Below are 18,486 nucleotides of genomic sequence, written 5' to 3'. Positions count from 1 at the left end.
GCGGTTCGCCTCGGACGATGAAAAGGAGACTCCTCGGGCACGTGGACTCTCCCGAACCAATAAGACACGCGACCTTCGGGTCGGTCAATGAGACTTTGGTCCGACAGGTCGACGCCTGAGGACGTGCGAAACCTCGCGACGAAGATGACGAGACATCGTTATGAAGAATGGCCGCAGGAGAGCGTCGTCTATCGTGCCATCGTGGGCAGTGCGTCTTCGGCGGCTGGCGCGCCCGCCCGCGCGTCTTCGGCGGCGGCAGCGGCGGCGGTATCGGACGCCAGGTGGGCCAGCTTCATCAGACGCGGCTGCAGCAGCAACGCGACGAGACCGCTCCAGCCCGTCTGATGCGAAGCGCCGACGCCACGCCCGCTGTCGCCGTGAAAGTACTCGTGGAACAGCACGAGCTCAGACGAACGCGGGTCGGCCTGCAACTGCGGATAAGCCGCCATCACCGGTCGCATGCCGCGCTCGTCCTTCAGAAAGAGGGTAGTGACACGCCGCGCGAGACCGTCGGCGATCTCGCTGAGCGAGCACCGGTTGCCCGATCCCGTCGGATATTCGATGCGGAACTCGTCGCCGTAGTAGCGATGGAATTCATACAGCGATTCGATCAGCAGATAGTTGACGGGCATCCACACAGGCCCGCGCCAATTCGAATTGCCGCCGAACACGCGCGAATCCGATTCGGCCGGCTGATACTCGATGCAGACATGCGCGCCGCCATGATCGAACTCGTACGGTGTATCGCGATGCACGCGCGACAGCGCACGCACGCCGTGATCGGACAGAAATTCGTTTTCGTCGAGCGCTCGGCGCAGCAGCGCCGTCATCCGGTATCCGCGCAGCAGCGACAGCAGCGTGGTGTTGCCCTTGCCGGGTTCGGTCCAACGCGACACCAGCTTGGCCAGGTTCGGACGATGATCGAGAAACCACGCGAGCCGTTCTCGCAGGCCAGGCAGGTGGCCGTATATCCGCTCTTCGAGCACATGGACGGCGAACAGCGGAATCAGGCCGACGATCGAGCGAACGCGCATCGGCACACGGGTTCCGTCCGGAAGATGCAGTACGTCATAGAAGAATTCGTCGCGGCCGTCCCACAGGCCTGTTCTGCATCCCTCGCTGCAACCGACCGCTTCCGCGATATACAGGAAATGCTCGAAGAATTTCACCGCGATTTCGACGTAGGCGTTGTTCGTCATCGCAAGCTCGAGTCCGATCTGCATCAGGTCGAGCGCATACGAGGCCATCCACGCGGTGCCGTCGGCCTGGTCGATGCGCCCGCCCGTCGGCAGCGGCGAAGAGCGGTCGAAGATCCCGACGTTGTCGAGCCCGAGAAAGCCCCCCTGGAAGATGTTGCGGTCCTCCGCGTCCTTGCGGTTGACCCACCACGAGAAATTCAGCAGCAGCTTGTGGAACATCACTTCGAGAAACTGGTGGTCGCCGACGCCCGTGACTTCACGGTCGAGTTCGTACACGCGCCATGTCGCCCATGCATGGACGGGCGGGTTCGCGTCGCCGAACGCCCATTCGTACGCGGGCAACTGCCCGTTCGGATGCATGTACCGTTCTTTCACGAGCAGCAGCAACTGCTTCTTCGCGAAGTCGGGATCGATCATCGCGAACGCGGCCGCATGAAACGCGAGATCCCACGACGCGTACCACGGGTATTCCCACTTGTCCGGCATCGATACGACGTCGCCATTGCACATATGCCGCCAGTCGGCATTGCGCCCGTGCCGGCGTCCTTTCGGCGGCTTCGGCTGACCGGGGTCGCCGTCGTGCCAGCGCGTCACGTCGAACTGGTAATACTGCTTCGTCCATAGCATGCCGGCGAGCGCCTGGCGTTGCACGAGCCGCGCATCGGCGTCGGCGATGTCATGCTGGAGCGCCGCGTAGAACTCGTCGGCCTCCGCGATCCGGCGCGCGAACAGTGCTTCGAAGTCGAGCGGCGCGTCGTCGCGCGTGATGCCCGGCAGTGCGGCCGGGCGCCAGCGCAGATACAGCACCGCGCGCTCGTGCGGCGCGAGCGACAGCGCCACATGCGCGGCGGCACGGGTGCCCGCGTCGCGGCGTATCGCCTGCTCGTCGCCATCGACGAGGTAATCGTTGAAGCCATCCTTGAACGGGCCCGCGCCGGCGATGCCGAAAATGCGGCGCACATTGGTTTCGTTTTCGCAGAACAGCCATTCGATCGGCTGCGGCGCCGAAGCCGTGACGATCATCGTGCCCAGCGCGGGGTTGTGCGCGATCACGCGCGCGCCTTCGACGGACGCCGGTTCGAGCGTGAGCGACGGCCTGCCGGGCTTGCCTGACCAGGCCCAGCGGTTGCGCGCCCAGAACAGCGGCAGCACATGGAGTGGCGCGTGCTGATCCGCGCGATTTTCGACGGTGACGCGCATCACGATGTCGTCGGGTGTGTGCTTCGCGTACTCGACCCAGACGTCGAAATAGCGATCGTTGTCGAACACGCCCGTATCGAGGATTTCGTATTCGGGCTGATCGGCGCCGCGCCGGCCGTTTTCGTCGATCAGGTCCTGATACGGATACGCATCGTGCGGGTACTTGTACAGCATCTTCATGTACGAATGCGTCGGCGTGCCGTCGACGTAGAAGTACAGTTCCTTCACGTCCTCGCCGTGATTGCCTTGCGCATTGGTCAAGCCAAACAGCCGCTCCTTCAGGATGGGGTCGCGCCCGTTCCAGAGCGCGAGCGACACGCACCAGTCGAGTGGATCGTTGCCGAATCCGGCAATGCCGTCCTCGCCCCAGCGGTACATGCGGCTGCGCGCCTGATCGTGGGGGAAATACTCCCATGCGGTTCCGTAGTCGCTGTAGTCCTCGCGAACGGTGCCCCACTGCCGGTCGCTCAGATAAGGCCCCCAGCGGCGCCAGCAATCGAGGTCCGGGCCATGCAGACGGCTTCCTTCCTTCGAACGGAGCAGATCGTTTGCGCGTAGCGATGACATGTGACCTCCCAATCCGGGGTCGACTTCGTTGCCGGGCGGTATCTGGATGATAGGCGTCGTTTGGGCCTTATTGCGTTCGGCTCCCAAGCGCAGCGAATTTAATGCGGTCGACGTGTGGTTTCTAGCCTCGGAAAGCGGGTGAGGTGCGGGTTACTACCACCATCGGGCATCCGTCACGATGCACGTTTTGTCCGGGCAAACGTCATCTCTGTCCATTGAGGGGAACGCGGCTCAGGCTCTAAATTGGCGCCATTAAGCCCACCTGGCGCTTGCGAGAAACAAGATTGCCTCGCGCGCCACCCGCCCCAACATACACCGCCAGTGAAGCGGACTGTTCGGGCGGCTCTAGAGGAGACACCGGCATGGCCCATCAGATAACCCTCCGTTTTGAGGACGGAGTGACCCGCTTCATCGACTGCGAGGAGGGCGAGCGCGTCACCGATGCCGCCATTCGCGCCAGGATCAATATCCCGCTCGATTGCCGTGATGGTGTGTGTGGCACCTGCAAGGCGGTCTGCGAGTCCGGCGAGTACGTTCTTGGCGACTGCGTGGAAGATGCGCTGAGCCCGGACGAGGTGAGCGCCCGCAAGGTTCTCACCTGCCAGATGAGTCCGCGTTCCGACTGCGTGATCCAGATCGCCACGATCTCCGATGTCTCGGGTACCGGCCCAGCTTCCCACAAGGGGCGGATCGTCGCCTGCCAACGAGCGTCGGACACTACGATCGCCTTCGCGGTCGAGCTCGAGGACCGCGCGGATCTCAGCTTTCTTCCCGGGCAGTACGTCAACGTCCAGGTGCCCGGCACCGATCAGACTCGGTCCTACTCGTTCAGCTCGGGGCCGTCCGAGCCGCACGTGTCCTTCCTTGTGCGCAATGTGCGTCAAGGCGTGATGTCGACCTGGCTGTGCGAAACCGCCAAAGTGGGCGACCCGATCGAGTTTCGCGGCCCGATGGGAAGCTTCTATCTACGCGCCATCGAGCGGCCGGTGCTGTTTCTGGCGGGTGGCACGGGCCTCGCGCCGTTCCTGTCGATGCTGGACAAGATCGTCGAGGACGGCGGCAGCCCGTACCCGATCCACATGATCCTCGGTGTGAACAGCGATGAGGATCTGGTTGGCATCGACCGGCTCGAAACCTATGCGCAGCGCCTGCCGAACTTCACCTATGCGTGCACCGTCTCCAACGCCGACAGTGCCTATCCCAACAAGGGCTATGTGACCCACCACATCGGCGCCTCCCAGCTCAACGGTGGCGATGCTGATGTCTACCTGTGCGGCCCGCCGCCGATGGTCGATGCGGTGCGCGATTTTCTGTCGTCCGAAGGGCTGACGCCGCGCAACTTCTATTACGAGAAGTTCGCCGGCACCGGCCTCGTGGTCCAGACCGGCGAGGAGCGCATCGCTCCTGTCGATGTCGATGAAGCCCTCGACCTGCGCATGGCGCTCGAACTGGGGGCGGCTCAGCTGACCATGGGCCGGCTGTCGAGCGAGCAACTGATCACCTTCCGCCAGCTCGCCGAGGCGACGGCGCCGTTCGTGCGCGGGCGGCACTTTACCGATGTGCCACGCTACATCGAGGCGAATCACGCGTTCCACCTGTTCACGATCGAAGCCTCCGGGAACGCCCAGTTGATCGCGCTCTACCGGCAGTTGGCCGTGCAGGACTACATCGCTCGCGCGCTGTCCGACCAGATCGAGATCGTCGGCGATATCGTCCAGCAGCACCGGGACATCGTCGCGGCCTTCGAACTGGGCGACCTGAACGCGGCGCGGGACGTGATTGCGCTGCATGCGCTCCATTCCAAGGCCACGATGAGCCGGGCGCTGGAGCGTATGGCGACGGCCAAGACGGCACCCGTGGCCGCAGCGGCCCCGGCCCCGGCCCCCGTTCTCCCGGCTGCTGTGCCGCAGAGCGCGCCGCAGGTCTGCCCATTCTCGGGCAGCACGCTTCCGGCCTATTCACACGAACTGGACTGGCCCGATGGGTTGGAGCCATTCAAGGTGGTCGATGACGGCTCGCAAGGCGACCCTTACGAGCACTACCGCTGGATGCGGGAGCATGCGCCGGTGCTGCGTTGCCAGTCGGCGACTTCGGACGTGTGGTTCCTGTCGCGCTATGACGATGTGTACCAGGCGATCCGCAACCCGAAGCTGTTTTCCTCCGAGGTCGTCAGCCCGCCGCCGCTGACGTTCCTGACGCTGTTCGACGCACCCGACCATTCGCGCCTGCGCAAGGTCGTCCAGCCGTCGTTCCTGCCGCTGGCGCTCGATCCTTTTATCGATCAGATCGCGCAAAGGGCGGAGGACCTGCTCGACGCGATGATCGCCAAGGGCGGCGGTGATGTCGTCAACGATTTTGCGATCCCGCTCAGCATCTCGACGATCTCCACGATGATCGACGTGCCGAACGAGGATGAGGAAAAGATGAAGTTCTGGTCGGACGAGACCTTTAGCTATTTCGGGCGCCTCGCCCGCAATGCGCCGGGGACCGGCACCGACGAGCAGAGCGCGAAGGCTTTCTTCGCTTATCTGAAGGAAGCGATGGAGCGGCTCGCTCATACCGACAGCCAGTCGATCGGCGGACATATCGCGCGCATGTGGAAGGACGGGCTGCTTTCGGAAAAGGAAGCGAAGGAGCTGTGCGCGTTCGTCTTCATCGCCGGGCACGACACGACCACCATCCTTGTCGCCAACGCGTTTCGCATGTTCGCCGAACAGCCGAACCTGCTGCGACGTCTCCGCGAAAACCCCGCCGACGCTGAGCGTTACGTCGAGGAGGTGGCGCGCTATCGTGGCACCGTCCAGCGCGTGAGCCGCATCACCACCGAGGCGACCACCATCGCGGGTGTCGATCTGCCCAAGGGCGCGGTGGTGCGATTGCTGCTGTCGGCTGCGAACCGCGACAGCCGCAAGTTCGCCGATGGCGAGACCTTCGACATCGACCGCGACTCCAGCGGCCATCTGGGTTTCGGCAACGGCATGCACAAATGCCTTGGCGCGCCGCTCGCCAAGCTGGAGACGCTGATCGCGACGAAGGCTCTGGCCCGCAAGATCGGCGAGATTGCGCTCGATCCGGCAAGGCCGATCCAGTATGTGCGGGGCAACAATCTGACCAACTCCGGGCCGGAGCACCTGTACGTGAAGCTGGGGGCGTTGTCGGCCTGAAGCGGAGCAGGGGCGAGAGCGAGTCAGTCCGCTCTCGCTTTTTCAGGCGGCAAGGATCGATCGTGGGCCGCAGAGCGGTATTCGGTTGGCCGCAGCCCCGTCTGCTTGCGGAAGAAGCGTCCGAAATAGGCCTCGTCCTGAAAGCCCAGTTCACTGGCGATCTGCTTCACGCTGAGCGTCGAATAGCCGAGCAGCCGCTTGGCCTCATGGATCGAACGTGCATCGATCGCCTCGATTGCCGAGACCCCGAACGTAGCGCGGCAGATCCGGGAGAGCTGACCGGTGGTCACGCCCATCTCGCCGGCATAGCTGGCGACCGGCCGGCGCTCACGGCAATGGCGGTCGAGCAGGGCGCGGAACCGCTCGATCCGCGCGGCCATGGTGCGCTGCTCGGAATTGGCCGAAAGCCGGGCGCTCTCGCTGAGGCGCCCGATCTTGACGAACAGCGTGATAGTGAGTGCGGCGCCCGCGGTGAACTGCCAGCGCTCGTGGCTCTCGGCCTCGTGCCCGATCGACTGAAACAGGGTGTCCAGCGATGTGCCGCGCTCGACGTCGGGGTCGATCGACAGCACGGTCGGCGTGCGGATGAATTCCAGCAGTTCGGGCGCGGCCGTCATTGCTAGCGATTCCAGCGCCGACTGCGCTGCGGTGATGACGTGCCCGTCGATGTCGCTGCGAAAGTGAAAGCCGTGGACCGAGCGCGCCGGCACGACGATCAGGCATGGCGCCTGGACGGCCCAGGTCTTGCCGTCGATGAAGGTCTCGCCGCCGCCGGCGGTGACGTAGAGCACCTGGATCAGCGCGTCGTGGACGTGCGGTTCGATGTCGAAGTCGAAGCGGCCGGCACGCAGCGGAATGCGTTCGTAATGGACCATGTCGACCCAAGGCTGGTCCGCCTCCGCGCCATAGAGCGCGAAATGCAGCACGGTGCGACGGCGCTGTGGATCAGAGGCCATGATGCACGTTATGTCCTGCTCAATGTCGACTCTGTCCATTGTTCCATAGGCGCTCCGGGCGTTCAATGGCGATACGGATTTCAGGAAGCGTAATCGCATACAAATTTCAGGAAGGTAATTACATGAGACAGGAACTTGAAAATCGCGCAGCGGCTTCGACCCCGTACGCGCTGAACTTGGACGGCAAGGTCTGCGTAGTCACGGGTGCGGGAAGTGGCATTGGTGCCGGCATCGCGCGCGCCTTTGCAGCTGTCGGCGCACATGTGGCGCTCGTGGATCGGAATCTTGCCGGCGCTGAAGCTGTCGCCGCCGAACTTCGCAAGGCCGGTGCGGTGACGCAGGCGATCGCCTGCGACGTGTCGGACGAAGCCTCGGTTGCCGCGGCTGCCGACAAGGTTCGCGCAGAGCTCGGGCCGGTCAGCGCGCTCGTCAACAATGCAGGGCTTCTGCGCGCCGGAGCGCTCGAGACGGTCTCGATCGAAGACTGGAACCAGGCGATCGCTGTTAACCTGACCGGCTATCTGCTGTGTGCCCGAGCTTTCGGGCGCGACATGCTGGCGGCGGGCAAGGGCAGTATCGTCCACGTTGCCTCGATTGCGTCTCTCAATCCGCAGACCAATAGCGGCTCCTATAGCCCCAGCAAAGCGGGCGTGCTGCTGCTTTCGCGGCAGTTGGCGGCGGAGTGGGGCCCACGCGGCGTGCGCAGCAACTGCGTGCTGCCCGGCATGATCCGCACCGCGCTGTCCGCGAAGTTCTACGAGGAGCCCGGCTTCGAGGCGCGCCGCGCCGCCGCCACCGCGAGCCGCCGCATCGGCGAGCCGGAAGACCTCGCCGGCCCGGCTCTGTTCCTTGCCTCTGATATGGCTGCCTACGTCAATGGCGCGGAGGTGCTCGTCGATGGCGGTCTGGATTGCATGCTGATGGACATGGTTCCGCGCCCCGGTTTCAACGCTACCGCGGCCGCGTGAGCGCCATCACACCATAACGAAGGAGATTGGATATGACCAAGGAGATCACCTGCGATCTGGTCGTGGTCGGATCGGGTGCCGCGGGCCTCGCCACTGCGATCACGGCACGCAAGCGCGGCCTCGATGTCATCGTGCTCGAGAAGGAGCCCGTGTTCGGTGGTACGACCGCGCTGTCGGGCGGGGTCCTGTGGATTCCGCTGAGCAAATTCGGCCGACAGCAGAACCCGGCTGACACCGTCGAGCGCGTGCGCGAATACATGATGAGCGAGACGGGCGACAACTTCGATGCGGCCGCGGTCCAGTGCTTCATCGAGAACGGGCCGAAAATGGTCGAGTTCTTCGAGCGCGAGACCGAGATGAAGTTCGTGCCGACGCTCTATCCGGACTATCACCCGGATGCGCCGGGCGGCGTCGACATCGGCCGCTCGATCCTCGCCGCACCCTATGACATTCGCGGGCTGGGCAAGGACATGCGCCGCCTCAAGCAGCCGCTCGAGACGATCACTTTCATGGGGATGATGTTCAATTCCTCGAACGCGGACCTCAAGCACTTCTTCCGCGCGACCAAGTCCATCGTTTCATTCATGTATGTGGCCCGCCGTCTGGCTACGCACATCAAGGAGCTGGCGCTCTACCGGCGCGGGATCAACGTGACGAGCGGCAACGCGCTCGCCGCGAGGCTCGCAAAGTCGGCGCTGGCGATCGACATTCCGATCCTCACGTCGACGCCCGTGAAGGAACTGCTGAGCGAGGACGACAAGGTGATCGGTGTGCGCGCGGCCGCGGCGGACGGTGAACTGCGGATCACCGCCCGGCACGGCGTCGTGCTGGCTTGTGGCGGCTTCCCGCACGATCTGAAGCGCATCGCGCAGGTCTATCCGCATGTGAAGCGTGGGGGTGAGCATCTGTCGCCCACGCCCGTCGGCAATACCGGCGACGGCCTGACCATGGCGCAGCAGGTGGGTGGTGCCGTGAAGCTCGGCTTCGCCGATGCGGCGGCCTGGATGCCTGTGTCGAAGGTGCCCTTCGGCAAGGGCCGCACTGGCGTGTTCCCGCATCTGCTCGACCGGTATAAGCCCGGCGTGATCGGCGTGCTGCGCAACGGTCAGCGCTTCACCAATGAATCGAACTCTTACCACGACGTTGGCGCCGCGTTGATGCGCGCCTGCGAGGGTGAACGCGAGACGGCGATGTGGCTGATCTGCGATAAGGTGGCGCTGGGCAAGTATGGACTGGGCTATGCCAAGCCCGCGCCGATGCCGGTGGGGCCGCTGCTGCGCAAAGGCTACCTGGTCAAGGGCGACACGATCGGCGAGCTGGCGCGCAATTGCGGCATTGCTCCCGATGCGCTCGAAATGACGGTCCATGCCTACAATCGCGATGCCGAGCGCGGAGAGGACCCGGCGTTCCATCGCGGTCGCACTTCGTTCAACCGTTATCTCGCCGATCCGGACCACAAGCCTAATCCTTGCGTTGCGCCTATTGCGACCGGCCCCTTCTATGCGGTGAAGGTGGTGATGGGTGATCTGGGCACGTTCGACGGCCTCAAGACCAGCGTCACTGGCGAGGTGCTGCGGGCTGACGGCAGCGAGATCGAGGGCCTTTACGCGGTCGGCAATGACCGCCGCAGTGTGATGGGCGGCAACTATCCGGGCGCCGGCATCACCCACGGGCCGAATATGACGTTCGGCTTTGTCACCGGTAACGCGATCGCCGCCAAAGCCACGACCTCCAAACAGGAGGTGTGCGCATGAACGCTCGCTCCATGTATCTGGCAAAGCCCCTGTTGGATTTCCGGGTCTACACGATCGCGCTGCGCAAGATGCCCGAGTTTCTCGACGTGTTTGACAGGCTCGCGATGCCAATCCTGCTCGAGACGCTTGGACATCCGCTCGGTTTTTGGACGAGTGTGGTCGGGCCGCAGAACCAGTTCACCCACCTGTGGGGGTATGACGATCTGGCCGACTACGAACGACGGTGCCTGGCACGCGATACGCATCCCGATTTCCCCGCCTATCTGAAGGCATCGGGCCATCTGATCACGGCTCAGGAGACACGGCTCATTCGGGCCACCGCGCTGGATAGTGTCGCAAAGTAAGCCGAAGCTGTCGGCCGAAGCGGGCTCCATCGCGGAGCCCGCGTGCTTCTCTCACAGAAGAGGCGGCTCAGGTCTGGTTGCCCCACAGATCGTCGATCGCGCGGATCGCCAGCAAGTATCCGTTCGCCCCAGCCCCGCAAATTACCGCGGTAGCCGCCACCGAAATCGTCGAGTGACGATATTCCTCCGAGCGTCGGTGGATGTTGGTGATGTGCAATTCCACGACCGGCCGGCGGATCAGCTTGACTGCGTCGAGCACCGGAATCCGACCGAATGAAAAGCCGGCCGGATTGATGATCAGCGCGGCGTCCTGCAGGAACGCTTCCTGGATCCAGTCGATCAACTCGCTTTCGCTGTTCGTTTGACGGAATACGCAGTCGAACTTCAGGGCGTCGGCCAGCGCGAGGCAGTTCCGTTCGATGTCCTTCAGCGTCGTACTGCCGTAAAGATGTGGCTCCCTCATGCCCAGCATGTTCAGGTTGGAGCCATTGAGGATGTAGAGTTTGCGAGTCATGGTGTCAATGTGTAGAAGAGCGTTCGAGAGCCGTGTCTTTGGTTTCGCGGGATATGGCGATCATCAGGAAGGAGATCAGGTTCAGCGAGCCGCAAACGGCTACGATGGCCCACGGTGAACCGTTGAAGGCATTGAGCAGCGCAACCGCGACGATGGGCATCGGACCGCCGGTGAGCAGGTTAGCTCCCGAGTACGACAGTGCGGACCCCGTGTAGCGCGCCTCGGTCGGAAATGACTCGGCGAACCACACCGGCTGGATGCCGCTCTGGAACTGGGTGAAGCCGAGGAAGGCGCCCATCACGGCCATCGTCATCGCGATCGAGTTCTGATTGAGAATCGGAAAGTAGATCAGGCAGCAGATCAGCGTGCAGAACGAGCCGATCATCAGCGCACGTTTGCGTCCGATCCGATCGCTCAGATAACCGCCGACCAGCGCGCCCGCGATGGCGCAGACATTCGCAACCATCAACAGCATGAAACCGGTCTGCTTGGGTACGCCGAGGTGTTTGGTCAGATAGCTGAGCGAGAACACCACGATCAGATAAAACAGCGCCGCCGGGCCACAGAAGAACAGCGTCAGGCGAAGCGCGGTGCGCCAGTGATATTTGAAGACGGTGCCTAGCGGATTAGCGGCGCGTGTGCGAGCGCCAGTCTTCTTGAGCGCCTCGAACGCGGGTGTCTCGCTCACCTTCCTGCGGATGTAAATGCCCAGCAGCACCAGCACGAAGCTTGCGAGGAACGGGACTCGCCATCCCCAGGCATCGAAGTCGTCCGAGGAGAGCAGCGCGGCCAGCGTAAAGAGCGAGAAGTTGGCGAGAATCTGGCTGAGTGGCGAGCAGATGCCAAGCAGGCCCGAATACAAACCACGTCGGTTCGCAGATGCATGCTCGACCGCCATCAGTTGCGCGCCTGTCGACTCGCCGCCAAGCGCGAAACCCTGGATGATGCGCAGTGTCACCAGCAACGTCGGCGCGAGGATGCCAACCTGGTGGTAAGTGGGCAGCAGCCCCATCAGGAACGATGAAACTCCCATTACCGACACGGTGATGAGCATCAGTTTGCGGCGTCCCCAACGGTCCCCGAGCATCCCGCAGATCACCGCGCCTAGCGGGCGGGCGGCGAGCCCTGCCCAGAAACTGGCCAGCGACGCGAGCAGCGAGGCGGTGGGGTCCAGCGACGGGAAAAACAGCTTTGGAAAGATCGTGGCCGCGACCACGCCATACAGCGCGAAGTCGAACCATTCGAGCGCCGTTCCGACGGTCGCGCCTGCCACCGCCCGGCGCGCCATCAAGTGGGCCTGCGCGGAGTGTTCCTCCGCGGCAAGGTCTGAATCAGCAAAAAATGACATGTCGTCTCCTGAATGCCTGATTTGAACCGTTCGTTTCTGCGACGAACAAGTGCTATTGTTTGCGCTCTGAAAGCGGGACGTTCCGCACCGGAACTGCATTGCACATAATGAAATCGCGGGAAAATGTCGCTCAAAAACGGCCTGAGAGTTCTTGATTTCCTGGCGTCGCAACCCGAAGGCGCGGGCCTTCTGGCCATTGCCGACGCTTTGTCGCTGCCACGCAGCACCTGCCACCGGCTGCTCGCCGAGCTCATCGAAGGCGGCTATGTCAGGCAACTTGTCGATCACAGCCGCTACATTCTGACCATGCGCATGACGTCGAACGGGCTGGAATTTTTGAGCCTGACGGGTATCGCGGATATCGCCCAGCCGATCATCGAACGCGTCGCTGCGCAGACAGGCGAGCTGGCGCGGCTGTCGCTGGTGGATGGCGAAGCAATCATCTGGGTGGGGAAGGCGGACGGACAGCGCATCGGCTTTCGATACGATCCTGACATGGGCCAGGCAGCACGACTTTCATGCACGTCGACCGGACACGCATGGCTGATGACAATGACCGACGAGCAGGCGGCGGCGCTGGTACTGAAGCAGGGTTTCGGACAACCGAACGAGTTTGGACCCAATGCGCCGACGACGCTCAAAGCGCTGCTGGGCTTCCTGCACGCTGCGCGCGTGCGTGGCTATGCGATGATCGACGAGGTGTTTGCCCCGCGTATGTCTGCGGTGGCGGTGCCCGTGGTGAGCGGTTCGCGCTGCGTCGGCGTCATCAGTCTGGCCGGTCCGCGGGTGCGGCTGACGACCGGGAAGATTCACGAGTACTCGATACTGCTGCGCGACGCAACGAATGAACTGGCTCAGTTGAGCAATATGGCGGGATTTCCGAGTCGGCCGCCGCTCGGCAAGGGATGAAGAATTTGCGGGCACATCCCTCCGCGCATGCTTCTCCACCTGCATTGACGCGCACTCGCAGCAGAAAATTTCGCACCTTATCCCCGCTTTCCCTGTCAAACGATAAGCCGCCCGAACCGTCGTTCAGCGCGCCGGCACCCCTGGGTCTACAGGCACGGGTTGTGCACGTGATCTCCTGCACGCATTCGACATCGGAAAAGCAAGGAGGGCGGTCATGACCACGACTGCCAGTTTTCACATCGGGTATACGCGATATCTGGGTCCCGAAAGCGAACCCGTACAGCCATTGCCGGCGTTCGCGCGGGAACCCGAGGCGCTGATTTCCCTCTATCGCGCGATGGTGCTGACCCGCGCGTTCGATACCAAAGCGGTCGCGCTGCAGCGCACCGGCAAGCTCGGCACGTTCGCATCGTCGGTGGGGCAGGAGGCGATCGGGGTGGGCGTCGCGAGCGCGATGCAGGCCGATGACGTGCTGTTCCCTTCGTATCGCGATCATGCGGCGCAATTGCTGCGCGGCGTCACGATGACGGAAAGCCTGCTGTATTGGGGCGGTGACGAACGCGGCAGCGACTTCAGCGTGCCGCGGTTCGACTTTCCAAATTGCGTTCCCATCGGCACACAGGTGTGTCATGCCGCCGGTGCGGCCTACGCGTTCAAGCTGCGCGGCGAACCGCGCGTCGCCGTGGCGATCTGCGGCGACGGCAGCACGTCGAAGGGCGATTTCTACGAAGCGATGAACATGGCGGGCGTCTGGCAGACGCCGCTCGTGCTCGTCGTCAACAACAACCAGTGGGCGATTTCGGTGCCGCGCAGCACGCAGAGCGCGGCGCAGACGCTCGCGCAGAAGGCAATTGCGGCGGGCATCGACGGCTTGCAGGTCGATGGCAACGATGTCATCGCCGTGCATCAGGTGATGCATGCGGCGCTCGCGAAAGCGCGGCGAGGCGACGGCCCGACATTGATCGAAGCGCTCAGCTATCGACTCGGCGATCACACGACGGCCGACGATGCAACGCGCTATCGCGACTCGGATGAGATTCAGAAGCAATGGGAATACGAGCCGCTGCTGCGATTGCGCAAGTATCTGATGCGGATGAACTTCTGGGACAAGGCGCAGGATGAGCAACTCGGCCGGGCGTGTCATGCGCAGGTCGAAGCAGCCGTAGAGGCATATCTGGCCGTGCCGCCCCCCGATACCTCCGCGATGTTCGATCACCTGTACGAGACGCTGCCGCATGCCATGCGCGAGCAACTGGAAAGCGCGCAGCGATTCGCGCCAATAGCGGGCAATGGTCAGCCTGGTCGGAACGGAGGCAACGGCCATGGCTGATCTGAACATGATCGATGCGCTCAATCTGGCGCTCGCATACGAACTCGAACATGATCCCGCCGTCATGCTGCTCGGCGAGGACATCGGCGTGAACGGGGGCGTGTTTCGCGCGACGGTCGGCCTGCAGGCACGCTTCGGCGCACAACGCGTGCTCGACACGCCGCTCGCCGAGGCAGCGATCGCGGGCACCGCGATCGGCATGGCGGCGATGGGACTGAAGCCCGTCGCCGAGATTCAGTTCAGCGGGTTTCTGTACCCGGCGATCGATCATGTGCTCAATCATGCGTCGCGTCTGCGGCATCGGACCCGCGGACGCCTCACCTGTCCGCTCGTGATCCGCACGCCGTGCGGCGCAGGCATCCATGCCCCCGAGCATCACTCCGAAAACCCCGAAGCCCTGTTCGCGCACATTCCCGGCTTGCGCGTCGTTACGCCTTCGTCGCCGGCGCGCGCATACGGGCTGTTGCTGGCCGCGATTCGCGATCCCGACCCGGTGATCTTCTTCGAACCGACGCGACTTTATCGGCTGTACCGGCAGACCGTCGATGACAACGGCGAAGGGCTGCCGCTCGACACCTGCTTTACGCTGCGCGAGGGCTCGGATGTGACGCTGGTGTGCTGGGGGGGTGCCGTGCAGGACGCACAAGGCGCCGCCGATCTGCTCGCGCAGGAAGGCGTGATGGCCGAAGTGATCGACGTCGCGACGCTCAAGCCGATCGACATGAACACGATCCTGGCGTCGGTCGCGAAGACGGGCCGCTGCGTGATCGTGCACGAGGGCTCGCGCACGGGCGGCATCGGCGCGGAGATCGCCGCCAATATCGCCGAGCGCGGACTTTATTCGCTGCTCGCGCCTGTGCAGCGCGTGACCGGCTACGACGTCGTGGTACCCCTGTACCGGCTCGAGAATCAATACATGCCTGGTGCGTCGCGCATCGTCGCCGCGGTGAGGCAAGCTATGGAGGCGTCATAAAGCCATGAAAATCTTCAAACTGCCCGACCTCGGCGAAGGCTTGCAGGAAGCGGAAATCGTCGAATGGCATGTGAGCGATGGCGATGAAGTGCGCGCGGATCAACCGTTGCTGTCGGTCGAGACGGCGAAGGCGATCGTCGAGATTCCGGCACCGCAATCCGGCCGCATCACGAAGCTGTTCGGACGGACGGGCGATATCGTGCATCTGGGCGCGCCGCTTGTCGCGTTCGAAGGCGAGGGCGACGATGCAGACGCGGGCACCGTCGTCGGCCATATGGAAGTTGGCCAGCATGTCGTGCAGGACGCGCCTGCGGCGCTCGGTACGGGCGGTGGCGTCGGCGCGGGCGGCGGGGTGATCAAGGCAATTCCGGCGGCGCGCGCGCTGGCGCGCAAGCTGGATGTCGATCTCTCGATGGTGACGCCGTCCGGACCGGAAGGCGTCATCACAGCGGCTGACGTGCAGCGTGTCGCGAAGATACTCGGCGAAGTCGGTCCGCCGGAGGTGCTGCGCGGCGTACGACGTGCGATGGCGCACAACATGGCGCGCGCGCAAAGCGAAGTGGCGGCCGCGACCGTGATCGACGATGCCGACATTCACGCATGGCCGCCGCACACCGACGTGACGATCCGTCTGATCCGCGCGCTGGTCGCGGGTTGCCGCGCTGAGCCGGCACTCAACGCATGGTTCGACGGACATACTGGGCGACGCCACGTATTGGAAAAGATCGATCTCGGCATCGCCGTCGATCTGCCCGATGGACTCTTCGTGCCGGTGCTTCGCGACGTCGCGCATCGCGATGCGGCGGATCTGCGCGGTGGTCTCGACCGGATGCGCGCCGACATCCGCGCGCGCAAGATTCCGCCGGAAGAAATGCGCGGCAACACGATCACGCTGTCGAACTTCGGGATGATTTCGGGGAAGTACGCAGCGCCGATCGTCGTGCCGCCGACCGTCGCGATCCTCGGCGCGGGGCGCATCCATGAACAGGTGGTCGCGGCAGGCGGCGCGCCCGCCGTGCACCGGATCTTGCCGCTCAGCCTGACGTTCGATCATCGCGTCGTGACAGGCGGCGAGGCGGCGCGCTTCCTGGCGGCGACGATCGCGGATCTGCAGAACGCGTGATCGCGGTTCGCGTGTGTTAGGCGTGATTCGCCAGCATCGCATCGATAAGAGCGCGAGCCTCGCGGTCGATGCACGTGAGGGCAACGCTCTCCGACTCGTATGTAACGGGATCGGCGAAGTCACCGGTGACGTGTTGTCTTCGCGTCCTTCTGCGTAACGACCACGTGACGCTATAGGTCAGCACGATTCCATCGGACAAACGGGCCGTGCGTGGCTCCATGTGCGCTTCGATAACGAACCCGCGATAGCGCCCCACAACGTGACGTTTCATCGATTCATGTACGGTCAGGCAGCCAGCCCGCCTATCCCCATTTCCGGACGGCGCAGGCCCGGCGGAAACACGTGCCACGTGCCGTCGGCATGACGAAAGAAGAAGAGTGAGAACGTGCCGGACGGCCGATCGATCTGAATGCACACGCGGCATGTTCCACCCGAGCGGGAGCGGTCCAGCAGACGCACGCACGCCCCGTGGCCCCGCGTCGGGCCAACGAGTTTTTCGACCTCGGAACGCAGTGACCTGTTACCCGCCATGATTTTCCCTTCGATATGCGATGAATCGATGCTATGGAGATCGGTGCGTGCGGCCAATCGGCGCCGGCGGAATGTCGTCTCAGGAAGCGCTGATTTCAGCCGTCAGGACTTCCTGAATCAGAACCAGCATGCGGAACGGCAATATTCAAAGACGGCCCGAGAAGTCAGCGGCGCGAAACAGGCGCGCAACGCTAAGGGTGGAATCCTGTCAAATTCGCGGCGTTCTATGTTTGACGGCTATGATATAGCTCTTGATAAAGCCGGATCGAACGGACATGACAGACTCTGTATTGAAAGATGTCGAAGCCCCTGTGCGGGAAAGTGACAACAGCCTTGTGTGGTCAGACGCACGGCTACTCGGCTTCACGCCGATGGATGACGTGCATAAGGAATTCTACGAAGTCGCGCTACGGCTCGTGACCTGCACCGATGCGAGCGCCCTTGCCGCGATCGAGGAATTCGAAAAACACGCCGTCAGCCATTTCGAGCAGGAAGACGAATGGATGCGCACGACAAACTTTCCCCCGCGCGACTGCCACATCGAAGAACACGAAGCCGTGCTGAAGTCGGTCCGAGACGTTAAAGCAGCGGTCGAAGCAGGACAGGCCGGTTGCGCGCTGGTGCATGACATCGGCATGCATCTGTACAACTGGTTTCCTGGACACGCCGACTACCTCGATTCGGCGCTTGCCGCATGGATGACCAAACAGACGATGGGCGGGAAGCCCGTTGTCTTAAGGCGGACGATTTGAAGTTTGCCGTTTTGACCGTCGAAATACCCTGGGGCTCGTAAGTTGTAGCCAGCCGACTGCTGGCTCAATCCATGTCGCGTCGCCCCCACCGCAGAATGTCGCTAGCGGTCGGTTTCCGTAACGTCTCGATAAAGCAAATCCTCGCGCCGCCTATTTGCGCGACTCTTTATGCGTCTATGCTTTGCGGGCGCGGAGTTTTAATGCGCTGCGGCTGCCGTCAACGCATCGTCGCGTGCGGGCGCCGCTGCGGGAATCGCCGCGGACGATATCAGCGCCGTTCAACTACCCGACTCGCGCAGCACGATGTCGCCCAACTCGGCGAGGCGGGCGGCGGGCCGCTCGTATTTGACGACGGACATCACAAGTTCGCGCTCGCCTGGCATTTCATGGGCGACCCGGAAGAGGTGCATGCGTTCACCGGCGATACCGAAGGTCCGGGCGGCATGCGTTTCGATGCACAGTCGATCATCTCATTCCGGTTTCCCGGCAATCGCGTCGGCAATCTGGAGATCGTCTATTCGCCGGACATGGAACTCGTGACGCCCCACTATGCGCAGGACGATCGCGTCGAAATCACCGGCACGGCGGGGGTGCTCTTCATCAACGGCGGCCATGGACGGCTCGGGGCGACGCCGCCCGTGACCCTGTACCGGACGGCCAGATCACGACCTACGACGTGCCGAGTGGCTGGGAGCAGAGCTTCGTGCTGTTGACGCGGCATTTTCTGAATGCGCTGCAAACGGGTGGGGCGCCGGTGCTGACGACGAGGGACGCCCGTCAGGTGCTGCGCTTCTCGTCGGCGGCCGAGCAGTCGGCCCGTGAAGGCAAGGCGATTCGCCTGGCATTTTGATCCC

At 63.4% G+C, this 18,486-nt stretch carries 16 protein-coding genes; 11 read left to right on the top strand and 5 right to left on the bottom strand.

The window, feature by feature from the left end; genetic code table 11:
- Positions 1-188: 188 nt before the first annotated feature.
- On the bottom strand, positions 189-2,966 hold the full coding sequence (locus BC1002_RS29420) for an MGH1-like glycoside hydrolase domain-containing protein (protein WP_013093614.1): 2,778 nt from the start codon (positions 2,964-2,966) through the stop codon (positions 189-191).
- A gap of 362 nt (positions 2,967-3,328) precedes the next feature.
- On the opposite strand from BC1002_RS29420, the gene benC reads away from it, so the two are divergent.
- Positions 3,329-6,130, top strand: a complete 2,802-nt coding sequence (benC, locus tag BC1002_RS29415) for a benzoate 1,2-dioxygenase electron transfer component BenC (protein WP_013093613.1) — start codon at positions 3,329-3,331, stop codon at positions 6,128-6,130.
- Between the two features lie 23 nt (positions 6,131-6,153).
- On the opposite strand, the gene BC1002_RS29410 is transcribed toward benC, so the two are convergent.
- Positions 6,154-7,086 (bottom strand): helix-turn-helix domain-containing protein, encoded by a 933-nt coding sequence (locus BC1002_RS29410; RefSeq protein ID WP_041735623.1) that lies wholly within the window; start codon positions 7,084-7,086, stop codon positions 6,154-6,156.
- Positions 7,087-7,208: 122 nt separating this feature from the next.
- Here BC1002_RS29410 and BC1002_RS29405 point away from each other — a divergent pair, with 122 nt between their 5' ends.
- From BC1002_RS29405 to BC1002_RS29395, 3 genes are read left to right on the top strand one after another with little or no spacing between them, the layout of a single operon-like run.
- Positions 7,209-8,054, top strand: coding sequence for an SDR family NAD(P)-dependent oxidoreductase (locus BC1002_RS29405; protein WP_013093611.1), 846 nt, complete (start codon positions 7,209-7,211; stop codon positions 8,052-8,054).
- Positions 8,055-8,086: 32 nt separating this feature from the next.
- On the top strand, positions 8,087-9,808 hold the full coding sequence (locus tag BC1002_RS29400) for an FAD-dependent oxidoreductase (RefSeq protein ID WP_013093610.1): 1,722 nt from the start codon (positions 8,087-8,089) through the stop codon (positions 9,806-9,808).
- A complete protein-coding gene (locus BC1002_RS29395) occupies positions 9,805-10,152 on the top strand; it encodes an NIPSNAP family protein (RefSeq protein ID WP_013093609.1) in 348 nt (115 codons plus the stop codon). Before BC1002_RS29400 ends, BC1002_RS29395 begins: the two co-directional genes overlap by 4 nt.
- 67 nt (positions 10,153-10,219) lie before the next feature.
- On the opposite strand, the gene BC1002_RS29390 is transcribed toward BC1002_RS29395, so the two are convergent.
- Both BC1002_RS29390 and BC1002_RS29385 read right to left on the bottom strand, forming a co-directional pair.
- A complete protein-coding gene (locus tag BC1002_RS29390) occupies positions 10,220-10,666 on the bottom strand; it encodes a type II 3-dehydroquinate dehydratase (RefSeq protein ID WP_013093608.1) in 447 nt (148 codons plus the stop codon).
- Positions 10,667-10,670: 4 nt separating this feature from the next.
- The gene (locus BC1002_RS29385) at positions 10,671-11,954 is read right to left on the bottom strand and encodes an MFS transporter (protein ID WP_018436312.1); all 1,284 of its coding nucleotides are present in this window, start codon (positions 11,952-11,954) and stop codon (positions 10,671-10,673) included.
- A gap of 183 nt (positions 11,955-12,137) precedes the next feature.
- Here BC1002_RS29385 and BC1002_RS29380 point away from each other — a divergent pair, with 183 nt between their 5' ends.
- From BC1002_RS29380 to BC1002_RS29365, 4 genes are all read left to right on the top strand, one after another.
- Positions 12,138-12,923, top strand: a complete 786-nt coding sequence (locus BC1002_RS29380; RefSeq protein WP_013093606.1) for an IclR family transcriptional regulator — start codon at positions 12,138-12,140, stop codon at positions 12,921-12,923.
- A gap of 214 nt (positions 12,924-13,137) precedes the next feature.
- On the top strand, positions 13,138-14,253 hold the full coding sequence (gene pdhA / locus BC1002_RS29375; RefSeq protein WP_013093605.1) for a pyruvate dehydrogenase (acetyl-transferring) E1 component subunit alpha: 1,116 nt from the start codon (positions 13,138-13,140) through the stop codon (positions 14,251-14,253).
- On the top strand, positions 14,246-15,226 hold the full coding sequence (locus BC1002_RS29370; protein WP_013093604.1) for an alpha-ketoacid dehydrogenase subunit beta: 981 nt from the start codon (positions 14,246-14,248) through the stop codon (positions 15,224-15,226). The genes pdhA and BC1002_RS29370 overlap by 8 nt, the downstream gene beginning before the upstream one ends.
- Before the next feature lie 4 nt (positions 15,227-15,230).
- Positions 15,231-16,349 (top strand): dihydrolipoamide acetyltransferase family protein, encoded by a 1,119-nt coding sequence (locus BC1002_RS29365; protein WP_013093603.1) that lies wholly within the window; start codon positions 15,231-15,233, stop codon positions 16,347-16,349.
- Positions 16,350-16,634: 285 nt separating this feature from the next.
- Here BC1002_RS29365 and BC1002_RS29355 read toward each other — a convergent pair whose 3' ends face one another.
- Entirely contained in the window at positions 16,635-16,880 is a 246-nt protein-coding gene (locus BC1002_RS29355) for a hypothetical protein (protein WP_013093602.1), read from the bottom strand.
- A gap of 275 nt (positions 16,881-17,155) precedes the next feature.
- Here BC1002_RS29355 and BC1002_RS29350 point away from each other — a divergent pair, with 275 nt between their 5' ends.
- The 3 genes from BC1002_RS29350 (at position 17,156) to BC1002_RS38670 (ending at position 18,482) form a co-directional block, all read left to right on the top strand.
- Positions 17,156-17,632: a bacteriohemerythrin gene (locus BC1002_RS29350; protein ID WP_013093601.1), complete on the top strand. Its 477-nt coding sequence runs from the start codon at positions 17,156-17,158 to the stop codon at positions 17,630-17,632.
- 200 nt (positions 17,633-17,832) lie between these two features.
- Entirely contained in the window at positions 17,833-18,345 is a 513-nt protein-coding gene (locus BC1002_RS38675) for a Gfo/Idh/MocA family protein (protein ID WP_049870307.1), read from the top strand.
- Positions 18,336-18,482, top strand: a complete 147-nt coding sequence (locus BC1002_RS38670; RefSeq protein WP_202945599.1) for a hypothetical protein — start codon at positions 18,336-18,338, stop codon at positions 18,480-18,482. Before BC1002_RS38675 ends, BC1002_RS38670 begins: the two co-directional genes overlap by 10 nt.
- Positions 18,483-18,486: the final 4 nt, after the last annotated feature.

It is taken from the genome of Paraburkholderia atlantica (assembly GCF_000092885.1).
Classification (GTDB): domain Bacteria; phylum Pseudomonadota; class Gammaproteobacteria; order Burkholderiales; family Burkholderiaceae; genus Paraburkholderia; species Paraburkholderia atlantica.
This window is presented reverse-complemented; position numbering and strand designations above follow the sequence as displayed.